Annotated in this window: 19 protein-coding genes; 10 read left to right on the forward strand and 9 right to left on the reverse strand. The window is 72.5% G+C overall.

What is annotated here, in order from left to right; genetic code table 11:
* Nucleotides 1-15 precede the first annotated feature (15 nt).
* Nucleotides 16-2526 carry an immune inhibitor A domain-containing protein gene (locus L2K70_RS05570; protein WP_236400189.1) on the forward strand — a complete coding sequence of 837 codons (2511 nt, stop codon included), beginning with the start codon at nucleotides 16-18 and terminating at the stop codon, nucleotides 2524-2526.
* A gap of 28 nt (nucleotides 2527-2554) precedes the next feature.
* On the opposite strand, the gene yczR is transcribed toward L2K70_RS05570, so the two are convergent.
* Nucleotides 2555-4021: a MocR-like transcription factor YczR gene (gene yczR / locus L2K70_RS05575; RefSeq protein WP_236400191.1), complete on the reverse strand. Its 1467-nt coding sequence runs from the start codon at nucleotides 4019-4021 to the stop codon at nucleotides 2555-2557.
* Nucleotides 4022-4082: 61 nt separating this feature from the next.
* Between yczR and yczE the strand changes: the two genes are divergently transcribed.
* Nucleotides 4083-4817 carry a membrane protein YczE gene (gene yczE / locus L2K70_RS05580; RefSeq protein ID WP_236400193.1) on the forward strand — a complete coding sequence of 245 codons (735 nt, stop codon included), beginning with the start codon at nucleotides 4083-4085 and terminating at the stop codon, nucleotides 4815-4817.
* Here the strand turns inward: yczE and L2K70_RS05585 are convergent.
* From L2K70_RS05585 to L2K70_RS05600, 4 genes are read right to left on the reverse strand one after another with little or no spacing between them, the layout of a single operon-like run.
* Nucleotides 4790-6265 (reverse strand): DUF6297 family protein, encoded by a 1476-nt coding sequence (locus L2K70_RS05585; RefSeq protein WP_236400196.1) that lies wholly within the window; start codon nucleotides 6263-6265, stop codon nucleotides 4790-4792. The two genes, yczE and L2K70_RS05585, sit on opposite strands and share 28 nt — an antisense overlap.
* Nucleotides 6258-6926, reverse strand: coding sequence for an ABC transporter ATP-binding protein (locus L2K70_RS05590; protein ID WP_236400199.1), 669 nt, complete (start codon nucleotides 6924-6926; stop codon nucleotides 6258-6260). The genes L2K70_RS05585 and L2K70_RS05590 overlap by 8 nt, the downstream gene beginning before the upstream one ends.
* A gap of 5 nt (nucleotides 6927-6931) precedes the next feature.
* Nucleotides 6932-8419 (reverse strand): gamma-glutamyltransferase, encoded by a 1488-nt coding sequence (locus tag L2K70_RS05595; RefSeq protein WP_236400201.1) that lies wholly within the window; start codon nucleotides 8417-8419, stop codon nucleotides 6932-6934.
* A 46-nt stretch (nucleotides 8420-8465) separates the two neighbouring features.
* On the reverse strand, nucleotides 8466-9032 hold the full coding sequence (locus tag L2K70_RS05600) for an O-methyltransferase (RefSeq protein WP_236400203.1): 567 nt from the start codon (nucleotides 9030-9032) through the stop codon (nucleotides 8466-8468).
* A gap of 415 nt (nucleotides 9033-9447) precedes the next feature.
* Between L2K70_RS05600 and L2K70_RS05605 the strand changes: the two genes are divergently transcribed.
* The 5 genes from L2K70_RS05605 to L2K70_RS05625 all read left to right on the forward strand — a co-directional run bounded on the left by L2K70_RS05605 (nucleotide 9448) and on the right by L2K70_RS05625 (nucleotide 14591).
* The gene (locus tag L2K70_RS05605; protein WP_236400205.1) at nucleotides 9448-9588 is read left to right on the forward strand and encodes a hypothetical protein; all 141 of its coding nucleotides are present in this window, start codon (nucleotides 9448-9450) and stop codon (nucleotides 9586-9588) included.
* A gap of 10 nt (nucleotides 9589-9598) precedes the next feature.
* The gene (locus L2K70_RS05610; protein ID WP_236400206.1) at nucleotides 9599-10669 is read left to right on the forward strand and encodes a 3-isopropylmalate dehydrogenase; all 1071 of its coding nucleotides are present in this window, start codon (nucleotides 9599-9601) and stop codon (nucleotides 10667-10669) included.
* Nucleotides 10670-10704: 35 nt separating this feature from the next.
* Nucleotides 10705-11790: a branched-chain amino acid aminotransferase gene (locus L2K70_RS05615; RefSeq protein WP_236400208.1), complete on the forward strand. Its 1086-nt coding sequence runs from the start codon at nucleotides 10705-10707 to the stop codon at nucleotides 11788-11790.
* 86 nt (nucleotides 11791-11876) lie between these two features.
* The gene (gene nhaA, locus L2K70_RS05620; protein ID WP_236400210.1) at nucleotides 11877-13772 is read left to right on the forward strand and encodes a Na+/H+ antiporter NhaA; all 1896 of its coding nucleotides are present in this window, start codon (nucleotides 11877-11879) and stop codon (nucleotides 13770-13772) included.
* Between the two features lie 102 nt (nucleotides 13773-13874).
* On the forward strand, nucleotides 13875-14591 hold the full coding sequence (locus L2K70_RS05625; RefSeq protein ID WP_236400212.1) for a DUF2306 domain-containing protein: 717 nt from the start codon (nucleotides 13875-13877) through the stop codon (nucleotides 14589-14591).
* Here L2K70_RS05625 and L2K70_RS05630 read toward each other — a convergent pair.
* The 3 genes from L2K70_RS05630 to L2K70_RS05640 all read right to left on the reverse strand — a co-directional run bounded on the left by L2K70_RS05630 (nucleotide 14511) and on the right by L2K70_RS05640 (nucleotide 17259).
* Complete coding sequence (locus L2K70_RS05630; protein ID WP_236400214.1) at nucleotides 14511-15305, reverse strand: hypothetical protein; 795 nt, start codon at nucleotides 15303-15305, stop codon at nucleotides 14511-14513. The genes L2K70_RS05625 and L2K70_RS05630 overlap by 81 nt on opposite strands.
* A gap of 46 nt (nucleotides 15306-15351) precedes the next feature.
* Nucleotides 15352-16665: an HNH endonuclease signature motif containing protein gene (locus tag L2K70_RS05635; RefSeq protein WP_236400216.1), complete on the reverse strand. Its 1314-nt coding sequence runs from the start codon at nucleotides 16663-16665 to the stop codon at nucleotides 15352-15354.
* Between the two features lie 240 nt (nucleotides 16666-16905).
* A complete protein-coding gene (locus L2K70_RS05640) occupies nucleotides 16906-17259 on the reverse strand; it encodes a TraR/DksA family transcriptional regulator (protein WP_236400219.1) in 354 nt (117 codons plus the stop codon).
* 77 nt (nucleotides 17260-17336) lie between these two features.
* On the opposite strand from L2K70_RS05640, the gene L2K70_RS05645 reads away from it, so the two are divergent.
* The 3 genes from L2K70_RS05645 (at nucleotide 17337) to L2K70_RS05655 (ending at nucleotide 21033) form a co-directional block, all read left to right on the forward strand.
* Nucleotides 17337-19073: a serine/threonine-protein kinase gene (locus L2K70_RS05645; protein ID WP_236400220.1), complete on the forward strand. Its 1737-nt coding sequence runs from the start codon at nucleotides 17337-17339 to the stop codon at nucleotides 19071-19073.
* Between the two features lie 77 nt (nucleotides 19074-19150).
* A complete protein-coding gene (locus tag L2K70_RS05650) occupies nucleotides 19151-19789 on the forward strand; it encodes a DUF5709 domain-containing protein (protein ID WP_236400222.1) in 639 nt (212 codons plus the stop codon).
* Nucleotides 19790-19923: 134 nt separating this feature from the next.
* On the forward strand, nucleotides 19924-21033 hold the full coding sequence (locus L2K70_RS05655) for a neutral zinc metallopeptidase (protein WP_236400223.1): 1110 nt from the start codon (nucleotides 19924-19926) through the stop codon (nucleotides 21031-21033).
* A gap of 40 nt (nucleotides 21034-21073) precedes the next feature.
* Here the strand turns inward: L2K70_RS05655 and L2K70_RS05660 are convergent, their stop codons facing one another.
* Nucleotides 21074-22681, reverse strand: a complete 1608-nt coding sequence (locus tag L2K70_RS05660; protein WP_236400225.1) for a RecQ family ATP-dependent DNA helicase — start codon at nucleotides 22679-22681, stop codon at nucleotides 21074-21076.
* Nucleotides 22682-22716: the final 35 nt, after the last annotated feature.

The following is a 22716-nucleotide window of genomic DNA, read 5'->3' on the forward strand; positions in this document are numbered from 1 at the left end:
GGAGGGATTCCCCCGTTGAGACACCTCTCACGCCACAACAAGAGGGCAGCGGCCATCGTCGCATCGGCCGGCCTGGTGGCCGCCGGACTGCTCGTCAGCTCGCCCACGAGCGCCAACCCCGGTGTCAGCGCCCCCGAGGAGGCGCCGTCGGCCGACCGCCCGCAGGGCGGCCACGAGCCGAAGCACCCGCTGGCCATCAAGGCCAAGCGCGACGCGCAGAAGCAGGCCGCGCTGCAGCGCCTGGCCGAGGGCAAGGCGCCCTTCAAGGCCAGCTCGAAGGGCGCGAACCAGGAGGTGCCGCTCGCCAACGAGGGCACTGACAAGATCTTCGTGGTGCTGGCCGAGTTCGGCGACAAGCGCTTCGAGACCGCCACCGACAAGCGCTTCGTGGACCCGCCCAACAACGGGTTCAACCTGCCGGCGCCCCAGCCGCAGCGGTTCGACGGCCCCCTGCACAACCAGATCCCGGAGCCCGACCGCACGGTCGACAACTCCACCATCTGGCAGGAGGACTTCGACCGCGAGCACTACGAGGACATGTACTTCAACCGGATGAAGGAGTACTACGAGACCCAGTCGTCGGGTCGCTACTCCATCGACGGTGACGTCACCGAGTGGGTCAAGGTCCCCTACAACCAGGCGCTCTACGGCCGTGGCTTCTGCGGCACGCCGCCCGGCGCCGCCGTGACCACCTGCGCCTCCACGAAGGCGCTCGTGCGCGACGCGATGGCCGTCTGGGTCGACAACCAGCTCAAGGCCGGCCAGACGATGGCCCAGATCACCGACTACCTGAAGACCTTCGACATCCAGGACCGCTACGACGTCGACGGCGACGGCAACTACGACGAGCCCGACGGCTTCATCGACCACTTCCAGATCGTCCACGCGGGCGGCGACGAGGCGGCCGGCGACCCGATCTACGGCTCGGACGCCATCTGGAGCCACCGCTGGTACGCCAACCTGCAGGGCAGCGGCCCCGGCGGTCTGACCGGTGTCAACATCGGCTCCAACGCCGGCGCGTACGGTCTCGGCGCCAACGCCGCGAACCCGGTCCCGAACAACCCGACCGGCGTGTGGGTCGGTGACTACACGATCCAGCCCGAGAACGGCGGCCTGGGCGTGTTCGCCCACGAGTTCGGCCACGACCTCGGCCTGCCGGACCTCTACGACACCTCGGGCAACACCGGCGGTGCGGAGAACAACACCGCCTTCTGGACCCTCATGTCCTCCGGCGCCAACATCGGCGACGGCGGTGACACCATCGGCGACGCCCCGACCGACATGGGCGCCTGGGAGCTCTTCCAGCTCGGGTGGCTCAACAAGCAGGGCGACCAGGGTCCCTTCTACCAGGTCGTCGACCCGGGCAAGAAGGCCACGGTCCGCCTCGGCAAGAACGTGCCGGCCACCAGCCAGGCCAAGCAGGCGATCATCGCCACGCTCCCTGACAAGGAGGTCAAGCAGGAGCTCGGCGCCCCGGCGTCCGACGGCGGGACGAAGTACTTCTGGTCCGACCAGGGTGACGACCTCAACAACTCGATGACCAAGACCGGCGTCAGCGGGACCAACCTGACCGCCAAGGTCAGGTACGACATCGAGGAGGACTGGGACTACGCGTTCCTCGAGGCCTCCACCGACGGCGGTACGACATGGACGCCTGTGGCCACGAACCTGTCCGACACCTCTGGTGACCAGAGCGGGTTCAACACGAGCAAGACGGGCATCACCGGCACCAAGGCCGACTGGACGGGCCTGACGGCCACGCTGCCGGCGGGCACCACGGCGGTGCGGTTCCGCTACCAGACCGACGGCGCCTTCACCCTCAGCGGCTTCCAGGTCGACAACATCGCGATCGACGGCACCGTGATCGGCACCGCGGAGAACGACAACGAGGGCTGGACCCTCAACGGCTTCCGCACCACGACCGGCACCGAGGTGGAGAAGTACTTCAACGCCTACATCGCCGAGAACCGCCAGTACGACGGCTACGACGCGTCGCTCGCGACGGCGTACAACTTCTCGTACCCGTTCACCAGGCCGGACTGGGTGGAGCACTACCCCTACCAGAACGGCATGCTCGTCAACTACTGGGACTCCTCCCAGGCCGACAACAACGTGGGGGACCACCCGGGCTCGGGCCTCGTGCTCCCGGTGGACGCCAACCCGGAGCTCAGCCACTGGCCGGACAACACCCTCATGCGGCCGCGGATCCTGTCCTACGACTCGACGTTCTCCCTCGAGCGGACCGACGCGATCACGCTGCACCGCGAGGTGGACACCAACGGTGACGGCAAGATCACCGGGGCGGAGCTGCAGACCGGCACCATCGCGAGCAAGCCGGCCAACCCGGTCTTCGACGACACCAGGACCTACTGGTACGGCTCGGACGCGCACGGCACGACGGGCAAGCACCCGGGTCGCTACCAGCCCGGCTGGTACAGCGTGGACGTGCCCAAGACCGGCACGATGATCCGGGTCACCGCCAACACCGGTGACGCACTGATCGTCAAGGTGGGCCCGACGAAGTAGCAGGCACGACCGGTCGCCCGGTGACGAGCTAGGCGACCATCACCCGGCCGGCGGCGCCCTGCGTCGCCGGCCGCGGTGCGTCCGGGGACGTGCGCCGGCCCGACACGTGCTCCCACGCGGCGGAGAGGCGTCGTACGGCCTCGGTGAGGTCGTCGGGCGACGCGGTCCACGGGATGCGGACGAAGCGGTCGAGGCCGCCCTCGACGGCGAACACCGGGCCGGGGGCGACCACCACGCCGCGGCGCTCGGCCTCCACGGTCGTCGCGGTGGCGAGCGCCTCGGGCAGCTCGCACCACAGGGCGAGCCCGCCGTCGGGGACACGGAAGCGCCACTCCGGCAGGTGCTCGCGCACCGCGGCGACCAGGGCGTCACGGCCGGCGACCAGCCGCTCGCGGTGGGCCGGCAGGACCTCCTCGGAGCGGTCCATCAGGTCGGCGAGCACGAGCTGCTCGAGGACAGGCGCCCCGAGGTCGAGGCCGATGCGGGCCTGGAGCAGCCGGTCCACCTGGTCGAGGGGGGCGCGCACCCAGCCCAGGCGCAGGCCGCCCCAGTAGGACTTGCTGGCGCTGCCGATCGTGATCGCGTCGCGGGCGTACGCCGCCAGCGGGCGGGGCATCGCCTCCGCCAGACCGGGGCGCAGGGCGAGCGCCTGGTGGGCCTCGTCGGCGACGACGGTCGTGCGCGTGCGGGCCAGCGCGGCCGCCAGCTCCTCGCGCTGCTCGTCGGACATCAGGTGCCCGGTGGGGTTCTGGAAGTCGGGGATCAGGTAGGCCAGCCGCGGCGACGTCTGCCGCAGGGTCGCGGCGAGGGCGTCGAGGTCCCAGCCGTCGGGGTCGACGGTCGCGGGCACGAGCCGCGCGCCCGCGTGCCGGAGGGCCTGGGCGGCGTTGGGGTAGGTCGGCGACTCGACCACCACGCGCTCACCGGCGGCGGTGAAGGCCTGGGCCACCACCGACGCTGCGGCAAGCGCGCCGGCGGTCACCATCACCTGCTCCGGGGCCGTCGGGAGCCCGCGCGCCTCGTAGGTGGCGGCGATCCGGGCCTGCAGTGCAGGCACGCCGAGGGGGAAGTAGCCGGGACCGCTGAGGTAGGCCGGGAGCTCGTCGGTCGCGCGCTGGTAGGCCTCCACGAGGCCGGGCGGCGCGGAGTGGGCGGCGCACATCAGGTCGATGACGTCCTCGCGGCCGTTGCTCGGCATCAGCGCGCGGTCGTGGGCGCGGCGCTGCCCTCCCGGGACGGTGGTGAACGTGCCCGACCCGCGGCGCGCCTCGGCGTACCCGGACTCGCGCAGCACCTCGTAGGCGCGCGTCACCGTGGTCCGGGAGACGTCGAGCGCCGTGGTGAGCTCGCGCTCGCTCGGCAGCCGTACGCCGAGCCCGATCCTGCCGTCGCCGATGACCACGCGCAGGCTCTCGGCGAGGCCGAGGTAGGCGGGGGAGCGGGGGAAGTCACCCACGAGAGTGGCCACGCGGGCGGCGCTGACGAGACGGCTCATGCAGGCCACTGTTCCACGATTGGCTATGTCCGACAATGCCAATCTCTATCAGGATGGTGTCATGTCCGGCACGACTCCCTCCCCGGCGACGACCGTCGCCACCGCACCCCGATCCGTCCTCACCGACCTCGGCCCTGTCGCCCAGCTCCGGGCCGGCCGCCTCGCGCGCCGCCTGCCGCAGCTCTACGTCGGGCTCTTCCTCTACGGCGTCTCCCTGGCCCTGATGGTGCGCGGCGCGCTGGGCCTGGCGCCGTGGGACGTGCTGCACTCCGGCTTCATCCGCCACGTGCCGATGACGCTCGGCCAGGCCGTCGTGCTGTTCAGCTTCGTGGTGCTGGTCCTGTGGATCCCGCTGCGGGAGATGCCGGGCCTCGGCACGATCAGCAACGCCCTGGTCGTCGGCTTCTCGGCCGACCTGACGCTCGCCGTGCTCGCCCGGCCCGACGCGATCGCCGCCCGGATCGCGCTGATGATCGGCGGCGTCGTGCTCTGCGGCCTGGCCAGCGCCCTCTACATCGGCGCCCAGCTCGGCCGCGGCCCGCGCGACGGACTGATGACCGGACTGGCACGTCGCACCGGGTGGTCGCTGCGCCTGGTGCGCACCGGCCTCGAGGTCGCCGTCGTGGTGATCGGCCTGCTCCTCGGCGGGACGCTCGGTCTCGGCACCGTCGTCTACGCGCTGGCGATCGGCCCGCTCACCCAGCTGATGCTGCCGTGGTTCACCGTCGACGTGATGGCGCCGGTCCTGCCGTCGGCAGGGTCGTCGGCTCAGGCGGCGGAGTCCGAGACCAGGTAGCTGATGACCCCGATGCTGATGACGCTCGACAGCATCATCCCGCCGGTGCCGAACATCAGCGGGAGCGCGGTGAACGCCCACACGTCGAAGCCGCGGGCCAGGCTGCCGAAGACGCCGGTCGGGACGCCGCCGGCCGGGGTGCTGACCATCGGCGCGGCGTAGTTCGGCGGCTTGCCGGTCACCCAGCGGGTCGTCGACGCGACCGCGGAGAGTGCGCACGCGATGGCGAGGTTGGCCGCCTCGGTCGACGGGTGACCGGGCAGCAGCGTCGGGATCGTCGCCAGCGAGAAGAGCAGCAGCGCCGTGCCGGGCACGACGAGGTGGGCGAGGAGCAGGGTCTGCCGTCTCAGCGGCATCATCCGCGCCAGGCTCTGGGTGCGTACGACGACCCGCAGTCCCGAGCACGTCGCCGGGCCGGCCAGCAGGCCGAGGAGCGTCGTGACCAGCACGACCGCCCGGCCCGCGCCGGCGTCGGCGGCGGCGTAGGGCACGAGCACGAACGCGGCGAGCACGACGAACGGCTGAGGGGCGCGCAGTGCCCGGAGGAGGTCGCGGTGCACGAGCGCCGGCCAGCCGAGGGGCCCGCCGGTGCGCGGTCGGACGTGTGCTCCTCGTCCCCAGCGGCGGGCGAGCAGGACGTCGTACATCAGGCCGAGGTCGACCGACGACAGCGCCCCGGAGAGGCTGGGGGACAGGTGCGCGGTGTAGCCGAGGACCCGGCGCGGGACGATCGCCAGCGCCGAGCGTGCCCGCCAGGACAGCGCCGCGGCAACCATCGCGACGGTCGCGGCGACGGCGGCGCCGACCCCGAGGGACACCTCGGGGACCGCTCCTGCGCCGTGAGTCGCTGAGAGACTCAGGAGCAACCAGAGGACGGCGGCGACCAGCCATGTCAGGCCGCGGGCGACCCGGCTCTCGTGCACCTGGGACAGGGCGGCGACCGCCACGAAGGCGAGGGCGGTGCCGCCGCCGGCGACCACGAACACGACGCCCTCGGCGACCGAGAAGCCACCGAGCACGGCCGGGGCGACCAGCGCCAGCACCGCGATGGCGACCGAGACCGCCGCCGTGCGCCACCACCCGGGCCGCAGCAGCGCGCCGCGGTCGACCGGGGTGCTGAGCAGCCAGGCGTTGGCGGCGGGCGGGCTGAAGACGGGCCCGAGCAGGCGGGCGAGGCCGAGCGCGAGGAGCGCGACCCCGAGGGCCACCAGCCATGGGAGGGCCGAGCGCACCTGGGTGCACGCTCCCGCGCACGAGTCGTCAGCGAGGCGGCGCAGGGTGAGCACGACGTTGCCGCCCATCGCGCCGACCATGACCACGCAGAAGAGCGCGACGTAGCCGTCGGAGAGCACCTCGCCCCACCTGAGCTCGGCGCGCCCGCGTCGCCAGTCGCGGATCTCGGCCCGCACCTCGCGCGCGGTGGGGACCTCGTCCGCGAGCTCAGTCATGGCCAAGGTCGGCGCCGGGGTCGGCGTCGGCGTCGGCCCCGAGCCGTACGACGCGGTCGCAGACGCGCTCGACCAGGGACGGGTCGTGGCTCACCAGGAGCACCGCGCACCCGGCGGCCTTCTCGGCCAGCAGCCTGCGACCGAGCCAGTCGACACCGTCGACGTCGAGCCGCGCCTCGGGCTCGTCGAGCACGAGCAGGCGGCGCGGCCGCACGAAGGCGCTGGCGAGGGCCAGCCTCCGCCGCTGGCCGGACGAGAGCGTCGAGGGCAGCTGACCCGACACCTCCATCAGGCCGACCTCGTCGATGACGACGTCGACGACCTCCTCGGCGTCGGGCTGCGCGTGGGCGCGCGCCACGAGGTCGAGGTGCTCGACCACCGACAGGTCGGGGAAGAAGTCGATGTCGTCCATCACGACCGCGAGGTCGCGCCGGATCTCGGGCAGCTTCTCGTCCAGGACCCGTCCGGCCAGCCAGGCCTCGCCGTCGTCCGCCTCGTCGGCCCCGACGATGCACCGCAGCAGGGTGGACTTGCCGCTGCCGTTGGGCCCGACGACACCGACGGCCTCACCGGCGGCGACGTCGAGGTCGATCCCGGACAGGACGGTCCGGTCGCCGAAGCGGCGGGTGATGCCACGGACCGTGAGGAGCGCGTCGGCCATGCGCGTCAGTCAAGCAGGGTCGGGTCCACGACCGCGCTGACACCCTCCCGGCGGGGGTCGGCGACAGCGTCGAGCGCGCCGTCGGCGGTGGTGAGCGCGGCGCCGACGCCGCCGAAGTACATGGTCGGCTCGTCCTCCACCCGCACGTCCTCGTCCGGCAGCCCGGCCCGGTGGACGTGCACGCGCGGGTGGGCGACGGCGTCCGCGAGGTCGAGGCCACCGCTCACGAAGCCGGCCAGCGCGCACACGAGCGCCGTGGTGATCCGGTCGGCGCCCGGCGAACCGATGGCCAGCGTCGACCCGTCGTCGCTGCGCCCGACCGTCGGTGCCATGTTGGACAGCAGCCGGCCGCCGGGCGCGACGGGGCGTCCCACCGGGTTGAGCTCCTGCTCGCCGAGGCAGTTGTTGAGCCAGATCCCCGTCCCCGCGGCGATCATCCCGGCGCCGTAGCCCGAGGACACGGTGATCGAGCACGCCGCGCCCTCGGCGTCGGTGACCGACACCTGGGCCGTCGACCCCGACTCGAGGACCGCCCGGTGGTCCGCGTCGACGCGGTCGAGCCAGGCGCGGGAGGCCGCGGCGAGGTCGTCGGCGGCCTCCAGCACCTCGCGACGGTGGCCGAGCACTGCTCGTTGCACACGCACCAGGTGCTCGACGTCGTCGGGCGTCCACGGCCCGCGCGGCCGGTCGTCGAGCAGTCGCAGCATCGACGCCACGACGACGCCGCCGACCGACGGCGGTGGAGTGGTGCTCAGGGTCCAGGCACCGATCCGCGTGGAGATCGGGACACGGACGACGGGCTCGTACGCCTCCAGGTCGGCCAAGCCGAGCAGGCCGCCGCGCGCCTGCAGGTCGGACGCGAGCAGCTCGGCGAGGTCGCCCTCGTGCATCGCCCGCGGACCGGCCTCGGCGATGTGCTCCAGCGTCGAGGCGAGGTCCGGCACGACCACCCGTTCCTCGGTCAGCCGGCCGCCGGCGTCGTGGAGGGCGGCGTGGCTGCGCTCGTCCCAGCCGAACACGCTCTCGTGGACGTAGCGCAGGTAGTACCGCGACGCGGAGCCGAGCGCGAACCCGCCGCGGGCGACGTCCAGCGCGGGTGCGACGAGCTCGCGCCACGGCAGCCGGCCGTCGCGCGCATGTGCCTCCCCGAAGGCGGCCAGCGAGCCGTGCGTGGCGACGGACCCGGGGCCGATCGTGATCGTCACCCCACCGCCGTACTCGGTGTCGACGTCCCACGTCCGGGGCGCGGGTTCGTCGTCGGGACGCCCGCGCCCCGGGCGGTCCATCCACCCGTCGACGGTGTACGCCGCACCTGCCGCCGGCTGCACCGTGACGAAGCCCCCCGAGCTCAGGGACACCAGCCCCACCTCGTTGACCATCGCGACCAGCGCCGCCGCGATGGCGGCGTCGACCGCGGTGCCGCCGGCGCGCGCCACCTCGGCCGCCGCGTCGGCGGCGGGTCGGCTGGGCGCGGCGACGGCGAGCCTGGTCACGTGCCCGACCCTCCCACGACAGCCCGGTCGAGGTGGGGGGAGGAGGTCAGCGGCGCGTGGCGATGACGGCGGAGGCGTCGGCGGCGACCATCACCTCGACCGCGGTGAAGCGCTCGTCGGTGAGCCACTGCTCGCGCAACGTGTCGACGCGGCCGTAGGAGATCGGTGGCCACGACTCGCAGGGCGCGAAGTCGTCCAGCACCACGATCCCGCCCGGCTCGACCAGGTCGACCACCTGGTCGACGCCGACCTCGGAGGGCGTGCCGGAGTCCAGGAACAGCAGCGAGAACGGACCGCGGTCGTGCAGCACGCTCCAGTCCGCGGAGAGGACCTCGACCTTGGCGTCGTCGTCGAAGATCTTCGCCGCGGCTCCGGCCAGGGACTCGTCGAGCTCGGCGGTCAGGATCCGCGCTCCGTTGCGCACGCCGCTGCGCAGCCACGCGGTGCCCACGCCGCACCCGGTGCCGAACTCGGCCATCGTCCCGCCCCGGGTCGCGGCGAGGGTCGCCAGCAGGCGGCCGGTCTCGTTGCGGCAGAAGGACACGTAGCCGGCGGAGCGGCACACGTCGAACGCGCGCTGGACGACACCGGGCAGATCGGGAGGGGCAGACATGAGACCGCCGAGTGTGCCACCTGTCGCGGCTCGTCCCAGTCCGCGGCCCGCGATCTCACCATCTGACACGTTGTCGGAAGACGGATGCGGCCGTCCGCTGGGCGGTCGTACAGTCGGCTCACCATGCGGAGCGTGCTCGTACTCATCGTTCGCCGCGGCGAGGCCTGAAGAAGGCCACCTCGTCGCGGTGTTCGGCGTTGACGAGGTTCCGCCACCGGCCTTCTGAACCAGACCTTCCAGTCGAGTTCGAAGCCGCCGCCTCTGCGGCGGGTCCGTGATCGCACGCGTGACCCGTACGCCTCACCGGCCGGCAGCCGGGCCCCGGGCGATCCCCGCACTCCCGCTCCGTCACCCGCCGCGGTGTCGGTGGCTTCGAGCTCTCACCCGTTCGACACAGGCACAGGAGTGAGATCCGATGTACGACTTCTACCCCGACTCGTGGGGCCCCTCGGCGCACGACCCGGAGAACCCGCGCAGCGCCGAGAACACCGCGATGGCGCTGCAGACCGCGCTTGACCTGCGAGACAACGGCGGCCTGCGGCCGGACGACAACTAACGTCCTCCGCATGCCCGAGACCCCGCAGTCCGCTCCCGTCACCCTCGCCGTCATCCCCGGCGACGGCATCGGTCCGGAGGTGACCGCCGAGGCCCTCAAGGTCCTCGAGGTGGCCTCTCCCGTGACGTTCGAGTCGACGCGCTACGACCTCGGCGCCGAGCGCTACCTCGCGACCGGCGAGGTGCTGCCCGACTCGGTGCTCGCGGAGATCCGCGAGCACGACGCGATCCTGCTGGGTGCGGTGGGTGGCAAGCCCAACGACCCGAACCTGCCCCCGGGCATCCTCGAGCGCGGGCTGCTCCTGCGGCTCCGCTTCGAGCTGGACCACTACGTGAACCTGCGTCCCTCGCGGCTGTTCCCCGGCTCCGTCTCACCCCTGGCGGAGCACGTGCTGGAGCGCGGCGACATCGACTTCGTGGTGGTCCGCGAGGGCACCGAAGGCCCCTACACGGGCAACGGCGGTGCCCTCCGGGTCGGCACCCCGGCCGAGATCGCCACCGAGGTCTCGGTCAACACGGCGTACGGCGTCGAGCGGGTGATCCGCGACGCCTACGCCCGTGCCGAGAAGCGCCCGCGCAAGAAGCTGACCCTGGTCCACAAGACCAACGTGCTGACCAACGCCGGGTCGCTCTGGTGGCGCCTCTTCGAGCAGGTGGGCGCCGAGCACCCCGACGTCACCACCGACTACATCCACATCGACGCCGCCATGATCTTCATGGCGACCGACCCCGCCCGCTTCGACGTGATCGTCACCGACAACCTCTTCGGCGACATCGTCACCGACCTCGCCGCCGCCATCACCGGCGGCATCGGGCTGGCCGCCTCCGGCAACGTGAACCCCGACCGGACCGCGCCGTCGATGTTCGAGCCCGTCCACGGCTCCGCCCCCGACATCGCCGGCCAGGAGAAGGCCGACCCGACCGCAGCGATCCTCTCCGGCGCGCTCCTCCTCGACCACCTCGGCCACGCCGACGCCGCCGCCGCGATCGAGGCCGCCGTCCTGGCGGACCTCGCCGAGCGCGCGCCCGGCACGAGCCGTCGTACGTCCGAGGTCGGGGACGCGATCGCCGCCCGCCTCTGAGCGCCCCTGCCGGGGCTCTGGAATAGGTTGACCCCATGCACATCAGCACCACCGCCAACCCCACGCCCGTCGACGACGCCCGCCTCGCCGAGATCCTCGCCAACCCGGGGTTCGGCCAGCACTTCACCGACCACATGCTCACGGTCGAGTGGACCCCCGAGCACGGGTGGCACGACGCGCGCATCGAGCCCTACGGCCCGCTGACGCTCGACCCCGCGACGGCGGTGCTGCACTACGCGCAGGAGACCTTCGAGGGGATGAAGGCCTACCGCCACGACGACGGCTCGATCTGGACCTTCCGGCCCGAGCAGAACGCTGCGCGCATGGTGCGCTCGTCCCAGCGCCTCGCGTTCCCCGAGCTCTCGGTGGACGACTTCGTGGCGTGCGTTGACGCTCTCGTGCAGGCCGACCAGCGCTGGGTCCCGGACAACGCGAGCTCCGGTGGTGGGGAGAAGTCGCTCTACCTGCGGCCGTTCATGTTCGCCTCGGAGACCTTCCTCGGGGTGCGTCCGGCCCAGCACGTCACCTTCATGGTCATCGCGTCCCCGGCCGGGGCGTACTTCAAGGGCGGCATCAAGCCGGTCAACCTCTGGCTCTCGGAGACCTTCACCCGCGCGGGCCGCGGCGGCATGGGGGCGGCCAAGACCGGCGGCAACTACGCCGCGTCGCTCGCCGCGCAGCGCGAGGCCATCGAGCAGGGTTGCGACCAGGTGGTGTTCCTCGACGACCAGGAGTTCCGCTACATCGAGGAGCTCGGCGGGATGAACCTGTTCTTCGTCCACCGCGACGGCCGGATCGTCACCCCGGAGACCGGCACGATCCTCGAAGGCATCACCCGCGCCTCGATCATCGAGCTCGCCGGCAAGCTCGGCCACGCCGTCGAGGAGCGGAAGTTCTCGATCGACGAGTGGCGCGACGGCGTCGCGTCGGGCGAGATCACCGAGGTCTTCGCCTGCGGCACCGCCGCGGTCGTCACCCCGGTCGGCGAGCTGCGCTCGCCGTCGGCGACCACCCCGGCGCCCGCCAGCACCGAGCTCACCATGCAGATCCGCGACGCCCTCGTCGGCATGCAGTTCGGCCGCTCCGAGGACACCTTCGGCTGGATGCACCGCGTCTGCTGAATCGCGCGCGGGCGAGATGAAGCCGACGCGGCCCTCCGGAGGCTGCTGACCCGAACTCTCCTCCCGGACCTCGATAGCCTCATGGCGTGAGCACGACCGGGGACGAAGGCCAGCACGACGACCCGGGGCAGTCGACCTGCGCCCGATCGGTGGCCTACGAGGCACAGAGCCCGCGGTCGCTGCGCGACTTCATCCGTACGGAGTCGGGCTCGGCGGGGATGCTCGTCGTGGCGTCCCTCGTCGCGCTGGTCTGGGCGAACTCCCCGTGGTCGCAGTCCTACGTCGACCTCTGGCACACCGACCTGTCGATCCGGCTCGGCACGGGCGGGCTGTCGATGGACCTGCACCACTGGATCAACGACGGCCTGATGGTCGTCTTCTTCTTCGTGATCGGGCTCGAGGTCCGCAAGGAGTTCGCGATCGGCGAGCTCACCGACCGCAGCCGGGCCGTCATCCCGCTCGTCGCCGGCCTCGCCGGGATGCTCGTGCCGGCGGCGATCTTCCTCGCCCTGAACTCCTCGGGCGAGGAGGCGGCCGGGTGGGGTGCCGTGATCGGCACCGACACCGCCTTCCTGCTCGGCGTGATGGCGCTCGTCGGGCCGGCCGTCTCGACGCAGCTGCGGATCTTCCTGCTGACCCTCACGGTGATCGACGACATCGTCGCGGTGAGCGTCATCGGCATCGTCTACTCCGACGACCTGTCGCTCGGGGCGCTCGCGGTCGCCGCCGTCTGCCTCGTCGTGCTCGTGGTGCTGGACCGGGTCGGCGTGTGGCAGGCCGCGCCCTACGTCCTGGTCGTCCTCGTGCTCTGGGTCGCGACGCTCGAGTCGGGGGTGCACGCCTCGATCGCCGGCATGCTGAGCGGCCTGCTCGTGCCCGCGCTCGACCCCAGGCGCTCCGACGTCGAGGAGGCAGCCCGCCGGTTCCGCGCCTTCCGGCAGTCGCCGATGCCGGGTGTGCAGCGGGCCGCCCGCCGCTCGCTGACCCGCGCCATCTCGGTCAACGAGCGGCTCCAGGAGGCGCTGCACGGACCGACCAGCCACGTCGTCGTACCCGTCTTCGCCCTGGCCAACGCCGGCGTCGACCTGCGCGACGGCGTCCTGGGCGACGCCCTCGCCTCGAGGCTGATGTGGGGCATCGTGCTCGGCCTGGTCGTCGGCAAGGCGGTCGGCATCTTCGCCGGCTCGTTCGCCAGCGTCCGCCTCGGCTGGGGCCGCCTCCCGCAGGGGGTGGGTCTCGGCCACACCCTCGCCGGCGGCGCGCTGTCCGGCATCGGGTTCACGGTGTCGCTCCTGATCATCAGCCTGGCCTTCGACTCCACGCGCCTCCAGGACCAGGCGCGCGTCGGCGTGCTCCTCGCGGCCGTGCTCGCGAGCCTCGCGGGCTGGGCGGCCTTCCGCTTCTCCGCGCGGGTGCTGGGCCAGGACGACGCCGCCCTGCCCCGCATCCTCAGCCGTCCGGTCGACCCGGCACGCGACCACGTCGCCGGACCGGTCGATGCGCCGCTGACGCTGGTGGAGTACCTCGACTACGAGTGCCCGTTCTGCGCGCGCGTCAGCGGCGTCGGCGACGAGCTGCGCGCCCACTTCGGCGACCGCCTGCGCTACGTCACCCGGCACCTGCCGCTGCCCGTCCACCCGCACGCCGAGCTCGCCGCGCTCGCGGTGGAGGCGGCCGCCCGGCAGGGTCGGTTCTGGGAGATGCACTCCGTGCTCTTCGAGAACCAGGACGAGCTCGAGCTCGAGGACCTCGTCGGCTACGCGGCCGAGATCGACCTCGACGTCGAGCAGTTCATGCGCGACCTCGACGACGACGAGATCGCCCGGCACGTCGAGCACGACGTCGCGTCCGCCGAGGCGAGTGGTGTCCGCGGCACGCCCACCTTCTTCGTCGGCGACACCCGCCACGTCGGTCCGTACGACGCGCGCAGCCTGATCGCGGCCCTCGAGGCGACGCCCGAGGCGAGGTCCGTCCGCGGCTGAGGGACCGGCGTTCCAACGACCAGCCGTCTCCACCGAACGGCCGACCCAGGTCCGGCCCGCGGGCCGATGCCCGCGCACGAGGCGCGCACTGATGCTCGTCCCATGACGACGCTCGCTCCACGACCGGCCGCCCCGCCGCGCATCCACCGCGACTGGTGGGTCCCCGCCTCGCTCATCGCGCTGACCGCCGTGCCGGCGATCGCCGGGGCCGCCCGGCTGGTCGACCTGTCCACCGGACCGACGGCGGAGAACGCGCGGTTCTCCGATCTGCCACTGCCGATCGTCGTCCACATCGTCGGCGCGACGACGTACTGCATCCTGGGCGCCTTCCAGCTCCAGCCGTCGCTCCGGCGACGCCGCCCGGCTTGGCACAGGTGGAGCGGCCGCGTCCTCGTGCCCGCCGGCATCGCCGCCGGCCTCAGCGGGATCTGGATGTCGGTCTTCTCGGACCTGCCCGCGCACGACAATGCCACGCTGATGTGGCTCCGCCTGGTCTTCGGATCCCTGATGGTCGCGGGGCTCGTGCTTGGCCTGCTCGCGATCCGCCGCCGCGACGTCGTCACCCACCAGCGGTGGATGGCGAGGTCGTACGCCGTCGCGCAGGGCGCCGGGACGCAGGCGCTGTTCCTGCTGCCCTACGTCGTGCTTGTCGGCCAGCCGTCCGGCAACCCGAAGGCGCTCGTCATGGGTTTGGCCTGGGTGGTGAACCTCACCGTGGCGGAGTGGCTCGTGCGCCGGTCAGTCGCCGGCAGGATGCCGGTCGCGAAAGGCGCGAAGTCGGACGAGGAGATCGGTTCCGGCGGCCTTCGACACCGGTGAGGTGGGGAGGCTCGACAACGGGATGAGCTTCGTTCCGTCGACGAAGTGCACCCCTTCGATGACGTGGGTCTCAGGCATGCTGCGCCGCGCAGGCCCCCACATGACGATGCAAGGGGTTACATGGACGGACGTGCTGGAGGCTCGCCGCCGACCAGACCTGTCGACGGGCAGCACCGTGCGTGCGACCGCCTCCGTGCGCACACGTGCGCGAGCCGCCGACGCCGCCATGTCGACGACTCCCGCCCGCGTGACGTCGGTGCGGAACTTGGAGTCCAGAACCACCACACCCCCGGACCGTGTGACGACTACATGATCGAGATCGCCGCTCTGGAGTGGAATGCTGTCGACCCACCCCCAGACGAGACTGCGCTTCTTCGCGCGCTGGAGCTCCGACCGGGTGTTGTCCTCGCCCCACGCACCGCGCAGCTGATGCACGGCTCGAGGCTCGTGAGCCAGCACAGCGCTGTTGAGGAGGTGAAGCACGGTTGCCACGAGCGCGGCGTGCAGGACACCAACCGCGTACCAGCCGGGTCGACTGGGGTACACGACGACCAAGCAGGTCGCGACGAGCCCAGACGCCAGAAAGACCACGCACGCGACGAGGACGACCTTCCTGTTGCTCCTCACCCATCGCACGCGTAACTGGCGCAGCTCGCGACTCGGATACGACGTGACCCTGCCCATGATCCCCCAATCGGTGACGACCGATCCCACCACGACAAAGAGGCGCGCGAGGGAAAACAGAAGTCCGTGGGCCGGCCTACGTCCGTCGCCTGAACCTCACGTCACCGTTGCTGAGCCGCTCGACGATGAAGGCGAGGTCGTGGGCGCGGTGGTGATGGTGGGGGCAGAGGAGCACGCCGTCGTCGACGTCGGTGTGTCCGCCGTCGGTCCAAGCGACCCAGTGGTGGGCCTCCGCCCAGGTGCCGGGGATGTCGCAGCCCTCGGCGCGGCACGTGCGATCGCGCAGGAGCATTGCTCGGCGCTGAGGTGCGGTGAACAGGCGACGGGCGCGGCCGAGGTCCAGGACCTCGGAGGCGCCCCCGAGGACCGCCGGCATGATGCGCGCGCTGCACGCGAGACGTCGGGCCTGCGCGGCAGTGATCGTCTCACCGGCGCACGGATCGGTGTGGGGGTTGCTCGGCAGCGTGCCGGCGCCCAGCAGGTCGGCTGATGCGAGGTCCGCGAGCAGTGACTCAAACGGAATGGTCACGATCACCGCGGTCGCATCGCCGCCGTTGACCGGCAGCCTCGTCGGGTCGAGGGTCTCGAGCAGCTGGCAGAAGGCCTCGCCGAGTCGCCGGGGGAAGGGGAGTCGGGCGACCGGGTCGTCGGCGGTGGGGCCGGACGCGGCGGTATCGGCGGTGGCTCCAGGCACACCCAACGGAGCAGCGTCACGGCGTGGGTTGGCATAGGCCGCGGGGTAGGTGGCCAGGCGGGTGGCGACGGCATCAGGGAGGCGCGCCGAGAGCCGGGTCGTGCCGTCACCGACCCGACGCAGCATCAGACGCGTGCGCCGGCGCCCTTCGTCCTCCAGCGCGGCGAGTCGCCTGCCCTCCGCCTCGTCCAGCAGGTCAGGGGCGACCACGGCCAGGATGTGGCGCCCGACGCGGGCGAGCGGCTTGGGTGCGAAGCGCTCCGCGTGCTCGATCAGTGCCGCCTCGGCACGAGCTAGCACGTGGCGCGGGACCTCGTCGGGCAGTGCTTCGAGCGAGCGGACGATGACCTTGGCCTGCGCCGTCGACACGCGGCCCTCGCGCATGGCTGCGCCGAGCTCGCCCCAGCGACGGTCGATCGCGACTCCGAGCGTGAGGTCGGAACGCGCGTCCTCGAACCGACCTCGCGTTGCGTCCGCCACCCAGTCGGCGACGTCCCGCGCGCCGGTCTCCGCGGCGACGTCGCCGGCGTCGGCCATGATTCGCAAGCGCAGCTCCGCCAGGCGCGCCTCCAGGCGGACGAGCTCGCGCAGCGCTTGTGCCTTGTCCCCGGTGGCCATGAAGGCCGGATTGGTGTCGCCGACGCCCTTCAGGGCTTCGTCGATGAGGCACGACGCGACGAGGATCGGGTGGGTCACGGCGCCTCCTCCTCTCGACGACGGATCCCGCGGGGTCGCGCGGTGATCAACGGTCGTCGCTCCTGGAGGCCCGGCGCACCGGACTATTACTTACCCTCGCAACTCGCTCACCTCGAGGCCGGGAAGGCGCATCGGTGCCACTTGTCCGACGGCCCGGGATCTAGGAGCGTGGGTTCGATCATATCGCCCCCGTGACGCGAAAGCGAACATATGTTCGGTAAAGGTCATGTTGAGGTTCCATCAAGGCACGCGGCCGGCACACCGGATGCAGAGCCGCGCCGCCGGCAGCGCCTCGAGCCTGGCCGCACCGATCGGCGCACCGCAGCGCTCGCAGACGCCGTACGTCCCTGCGTCGACCCGGGCGAGCGCGGCGTCGAGCTCGGCCAGGTGGCCGCGCACCTGCTTGATGAGTGCGCCGATCTGCGAGCGCTCGAAGGCGATGGTCGCGCCCTCGGGGTCGTGCTCGTCGTCGGCGTTGGTGTCGAGCGAGGCGGCGACGATCGACTCGTGGTCGCCGGTCAGGCTGGCAAGCCGCGCGAGCGAGACCTCACGCTCCTCGGCCAGTCGTCGTCGTGCTGCGCCTGACTCGTCCACCACCCACACGCTAGCCGGGGAGCCCGACAGCGCGCCGGATGACAGGGATCGCCGTTCACCGCCCGTATCCTCATGAGGTGACGACGTCCCCACAGGCGCCGCCGCCCGGGCTGACCGTCGGCGGCTACGCGCTGCGCGCCCGGCTCGGCGAAGGTGGCATGGGCGTGGTGCACCTCGGCCAGAAGCCCGGGGAGCGGCCCGTCGCGATCAAGGTCCTGCGCCCGCACGTCGTCGGCGACGACGAGGCGCGGCGCCGGCTGGCGCGCGAGGTCAGCTCGCTGAGCCGCGTCCGCAGCCGGCGGATCGCCGAGATCGTCGACGCGGACCCGTGGGGCGAGATCCCCTACGTCGCCACCCGCTACGTCCCCGGCCTCTCGCTGCACGACCACGTGCAGGAGGAGGGGCCGCTCGAGGGTGACGACCTGCTGTGGTTCGCCGACTGCCTCGCCGAGGCGCTCGAGGCCGTCCACGACGTCGGCGTCCTGCACCGCGACATCAAGCCGTCCAACGTCATCATGGAGGGCCGCACGCCGATCCTCATCGACTTCGGCCTCGCCCGCGTCGCCGACGACTCGCGCATCACGATGAACGGCTGGCTGCTCGGCACCCCGGGCTACCTCGCGCCCGAGATCCTGTACGGCGACGACGCCACCGCCGCGTCCGACGTGCACGCCTGGGCCGCCACCGTGGCGTACGCCGGCACCGGCCGCGCGCCGTTCGGCCGCGGGCCGTCGGTGGCGATCATGGACCGCGTCCGCCGCGGCGAGCACGACCTGAGCGGCCTCGACCCGCTGGTCCTCGAGCTCGTCGAGGAGGCGCTCGCGCCCGACGCCGAGGACCGGCCCTCGCTCGACGAGGTGCGTGACTGGCTGGAGGACCTGGCCGGTGACGAGCCGGCCGAGCCGCGCCAGACCTCGGTGCCGCACCCGGTGACGCTGCCCTACGTCGCCGGCGTGCGCCAGGACCTCGAGGCGCCGACCGCGGTGGGCACCGGCGTCGTACCTCCCGCCGGGGCTGCCGAGCCGGTGCACTGGTCGTCGGACTGGGGCGCGGACCGCTACTCCGAGGACCGGTACTCCGAGGACCGGTGGGACGACCCGCGCAACGACCTCTACGGCGACCGGCACGCACAGGGCTGGGGCGAGGCCGGGACGGTCCCGCACCGCCGGACGCGGGTGCTCCCGGACGGTTCGGTGGAGTACGTCGGCGACTACGGCACCCCGCGCGAGCACGTGCCGGCGGGGGAGCGGCTGCGTCGCGGGCTGAGCCTGCTGGCGCTCGGCGGCGTGGTGGCCGGCGGCATCGCCTGTGCGCCCTACCTCGCGCTCGCGGTCCTGTTCCTCGCCACCTGGCTGCTGCGCAGCGGCTCGCTCGCGGCGTCGTCCGCGGGCAGCAGGCGGGACCGGCGCGGCGCGAAGTGGTACGACGGCATCCAGCTGCTGCTCGCCGCCCCGTGGCACGTCGTCGCCGGGCTCGGCGGTGCGATCCTGCTCATGCTCTGGAGCGTCGGCATCGCGGCGGCGGTCGCCCTGCTCTGCTTCGCCGCCTCGCTCCCGGTGCTGACCTCGCTCGCCGTGATCGGAGGCTTCTTCGCCGTCGGCACGTGGTGGGGCCCGGGGTCGGAGCGCGTGCGTTCGCCGATCCACCGCGTGGTCGACCCGCTCGCCCGCCGTGGTGTGCCGTGGCTGATCGTCACGCTCCTCGTCGCCGCGCTCGGGTCGGGCCTGGGCGCCGCGGCCTCGGAGTCCGGCACCCGCTGGGCGCCGTACGACGACGCGCCGTTCGCTGGCGTGCGCGTGCCGGGCTGGCTCTGAGCCGGGACGCGCGTCACACGTTCGAGTGACCGCGAACGGGGTACGGGGCTCGCTCCGACGTACGTGAGGAGCAACGCATGACCGAGCAGCCCGACCCGGCCGACATCGAGACCGAGATCGGCACCGACCCCGCCGTGGACATCACCGGGGACAGCACCGACAACGAGAGCTACCACGGCTACAGCGTCGACGACGAGACGCAGCCGCAGAGCACCGGTGACAGCCTGGTGGACGACCGCGGCCTGCCGGAACCGCTCGACGAGGGCTACTCGCCGCCGGAGAAGTGGTCGGCGGCGCAGGGCTTCGGCAACACGCCGCTCGAGGAGAGCATGGGTGAGTCGCTCGATCAGCGCGTGGCGCAGGAGGTGCCGGAGCCGGACCCCTACGAGCGCGCCGACGAGGAGGCCGAGCGCGGCGACCTCGCACCGTTGGTCGCCGAGGACTCCAGCGACGGCGAGGCCGTGCAGGCCGAGGTCGAGGGTGACGACGGCGACCGGGCGGGCCGCCTGGTGGCCGAGGACGAGGGCGTGCGCACCGACACCGAGAAGGACCTGGTCGCCCAGGACGTGGGCATCGACGGCGCCGCCGCCGGTGCCGAGGAGGCCGCGGTCCACGTCGTCGACGACCCGGAGGTCGACTCGGAGGCCGACGCGCTGGCCGACGCCGCCCTGCTCGACGGCGAGGTCGTCGACGAGGAGCCCGACGGCACGGAGTGAGTCGTGGGCCGGTCCGGCCGCTCGGCCGGACCGGTTCGCCCTCGGGCTTGGCACCCCCGCGATCCCGACCTACGTTGGGACGAGTCCGCTCGGGGGCAGAGTGTCCTCCGAGCCATCTCTCGGAGGTCGATCCCTTGCACAGAGTCATCCGCTGGACCGCGGCGTTCGGTGCCGCAGTCCTCGTCCCGCTCGTCCCCGCCGCTGCCGCCACCGCGGCACCCGGGGCGACCCACGCCCGTACGTCGGCGGCCGACCGCCTCGTCGAGAACCCCGCTGCCGAGGCGTTCCGCGAGGCCGTCGAGCCGAGCGAGTGCGACACCACGCTCTTCGACGGCTTCTTCGACCAGGAGATCGGCGCGCTCGCGCAGGACCCCGAGGTCTTCCAGTTCGTCGTCGACCACCAGGACACGTTGTTCAACGTCCCGACCTACGACGCCCTCTTCTTCGGCACGGCCGGCGACCCGACCTACGCGCTCGAGACCCACGCCACGCAGATCTCGCACACCTTCCGCGACCTGCGCCGGTTCTGGGACATCGACTCCAGCGACATCCAGCTCCTGGAGATGAACGGCGAGTCGCTGCTCAGCGCGGACCGCATCGCGCGGACGCTCACGACGATGGTGGCCACCGACCAGATCGCCCCGCTGACCCCGGAGCAGGTCCAGCAGGAGGCGACGACCGTCGCGTCGTTCGTGCAGGCGCACGGCGACCTCTACGACAACCCGCTGTGGACCGCCAACGCCTTCGCGTTCAGCGGTGAGGGCGATCCCGACCCGGCGATCGCCGCCCTGCCCGACAAGCTGATCATGGGCAAGGGCATCGTCGAGGCCTACGACTCCTTCGGGCTCGGCGACGTCGGCCCGCGCGTGATCATGGCCCACGAGTTCGCGCACCACGTGCAGTACGAGCTCGACGCCTTCGACGACGGTCCGGCCGACCCGTCGGCGGCCACGCGTCGTACCGAGCTGATGGCCGACGCGATGGCGTCGTACTTCGGCACGCACAAGAAGGGGCTCTCGCTGAACCGCAAGCGGGTCACCGACGCGCTGCTGAGCTTTTACACGGTGGGCGACTGCTCGTTCGACAGCCCCGGCCACCACGGCACGCCGCTGCAGCGCCAGCGCGCCGCCGACTGGGGTGCCGACCTCGCCGCCGCCGCGCGTCCGCGCAGCTACGTGCTGCCGGCCGCCGAGGTGATCGCGCAGTTCGAGAAGGCGCTGCCGGGCATCATCTCGGGCAGCTGAACCCGCGCAGGCCCTGCCACCGGTGGTGGCAGGGCCTGCGTCATGCCTGGGCTGCTGTCAGCAGGCCGTGCTCCTCTACGAGCTCGAGCGACAGCGTCTTGTAGCCCGCGTCCTCGAACAGCACGGTGATCCGGTCGTCCTCGACGTCGGTGACGGTCCCGAGGCCGAACTCCTCGTGCTCGACCGCGTCCTGGACGGCGTACAGCGCCCGGGGGTCGCGGACCTCCTCGGGCGCGAGCCCCGCCACGCAGTTGTCGCAGATGCCGCAGCGGTCGCGCACCTCCGCGCCGAAGTAGCCCAGCATGAACGCGCTGCGGCAGCGGTCGGTCTCGGCGTAGGCCCGCATCATCTCGACGCGGGACTCCTGCAGGTTGCGCTGCCCCTCGGCGCGGGCGACGACCGCGTCGACCACCCGGGACACCGGGGCGTCGTCGGGGAGCTCCTCGGCCTCGCGCGCGAGCCGCACGAGGTTCACGAGCCGCCCGGCCTTGCGGTGACCGAAGTCGAGGTGGTCGGCCACCTCCCGTGGGTCGTCGCTCCCGGCTGCATCCATCGCGGCGACCACGGCGCGTACGTCGCCGCGCCTGGGCACGGGCGTGGCGAAGAACTTGCCGAGGGAGAGGTCCTCGGCGCGGTAGGCCAGGACGGCGGTGGCCGTCGCACGGTCCCGACCGGCGCGGCCGACCTCCTGGTAGTAGGTGTCCGGTGACTCGGGAACGTCGGCGTGCACGACGAAGCGGATGTCGGGCTTGTCGATCCCCATCCCGAACGCCGACGTGGCCGCCACCAGTGGGATGTCGCCGGCCATGAACTGCTCGTGCACCTGCGTACGACGTCGCTGCGACAGGCCGGCGTGGTAGGCCGAGGCCGGGTGCCCGCGCTCGGTCAGCGCCGCGGCGTACTCCTCGGCGCCCGCGCGGGTCCGGCAGTAGACGACGCCGCTGCCGGTGTCGCCCGACATCTCGTCGACGAGCTCGAGTACCCGCTCGCGCTGCTCGTCGGCGCCGGCGAAGCGCTCGACGCGCAGCGCGATGTTGTCGCGGTCGAATCCGGTGAGCACGGTCCGGTGGTCGTGCAGGGCCAGGCGCTCGGCGATGTCCTGCTGCGTCGGCAGGGCCGCGGTCGCGGTCATCGCCACCACGCGCGGCTTGCCGACCTGCGCGATGAGCTCGCCGAGCCGCAGGTAGTCGGGACGGAAGTCGTGGCCCCACGACGAGACGCAGTGCGCCTCGTCGACCGCGACCAGGACCGGCTCGATGCTCGCGACCTCCGCCAGGACGTCGGTGTTCGCGAGCTGCTCGGGGGAGAGAAGCAGGAAGCGGAGGTCGCCGGTGCGGGCCGCCTCGAGCACGCGCTCGCGCTCGGCCGCGGACTCGGCCGAGCTGAGCCGGGCCGCGCTGATGCCGACGCCCTCGAGCGAGGCGACCTGGTCCTGCTGCAGCGCGAGCAACGGCGACACGACGACCGTGCACCCGTCGAGCAGCAGCCCGGCGAGCTGGTAGACGAGCGACTTCCCCGAGCCCGTCGGCGCGACCAGCAGCACGTCCCGGCCCTCGAGCAGCGTGGTGACGGCCTCCTCCTGCCCGGCCAGCAGCTCCCGGTGGCCGAACCACTTCTCCGCCGCCTCCCGCACGCGGTCGTCAGCCACGTCCCACCTCCGCATCCGCCGGTCGCCGTCTGCGT

This window comes from Nocardioides potassii (genome assembly GCF_021648885.1).
GTDB lineage: Bacteria > Actinomycetota > Actinomycetes > Propionibacteriales > Nocardioidaceae > Nocardioides > Nocardioides potassii.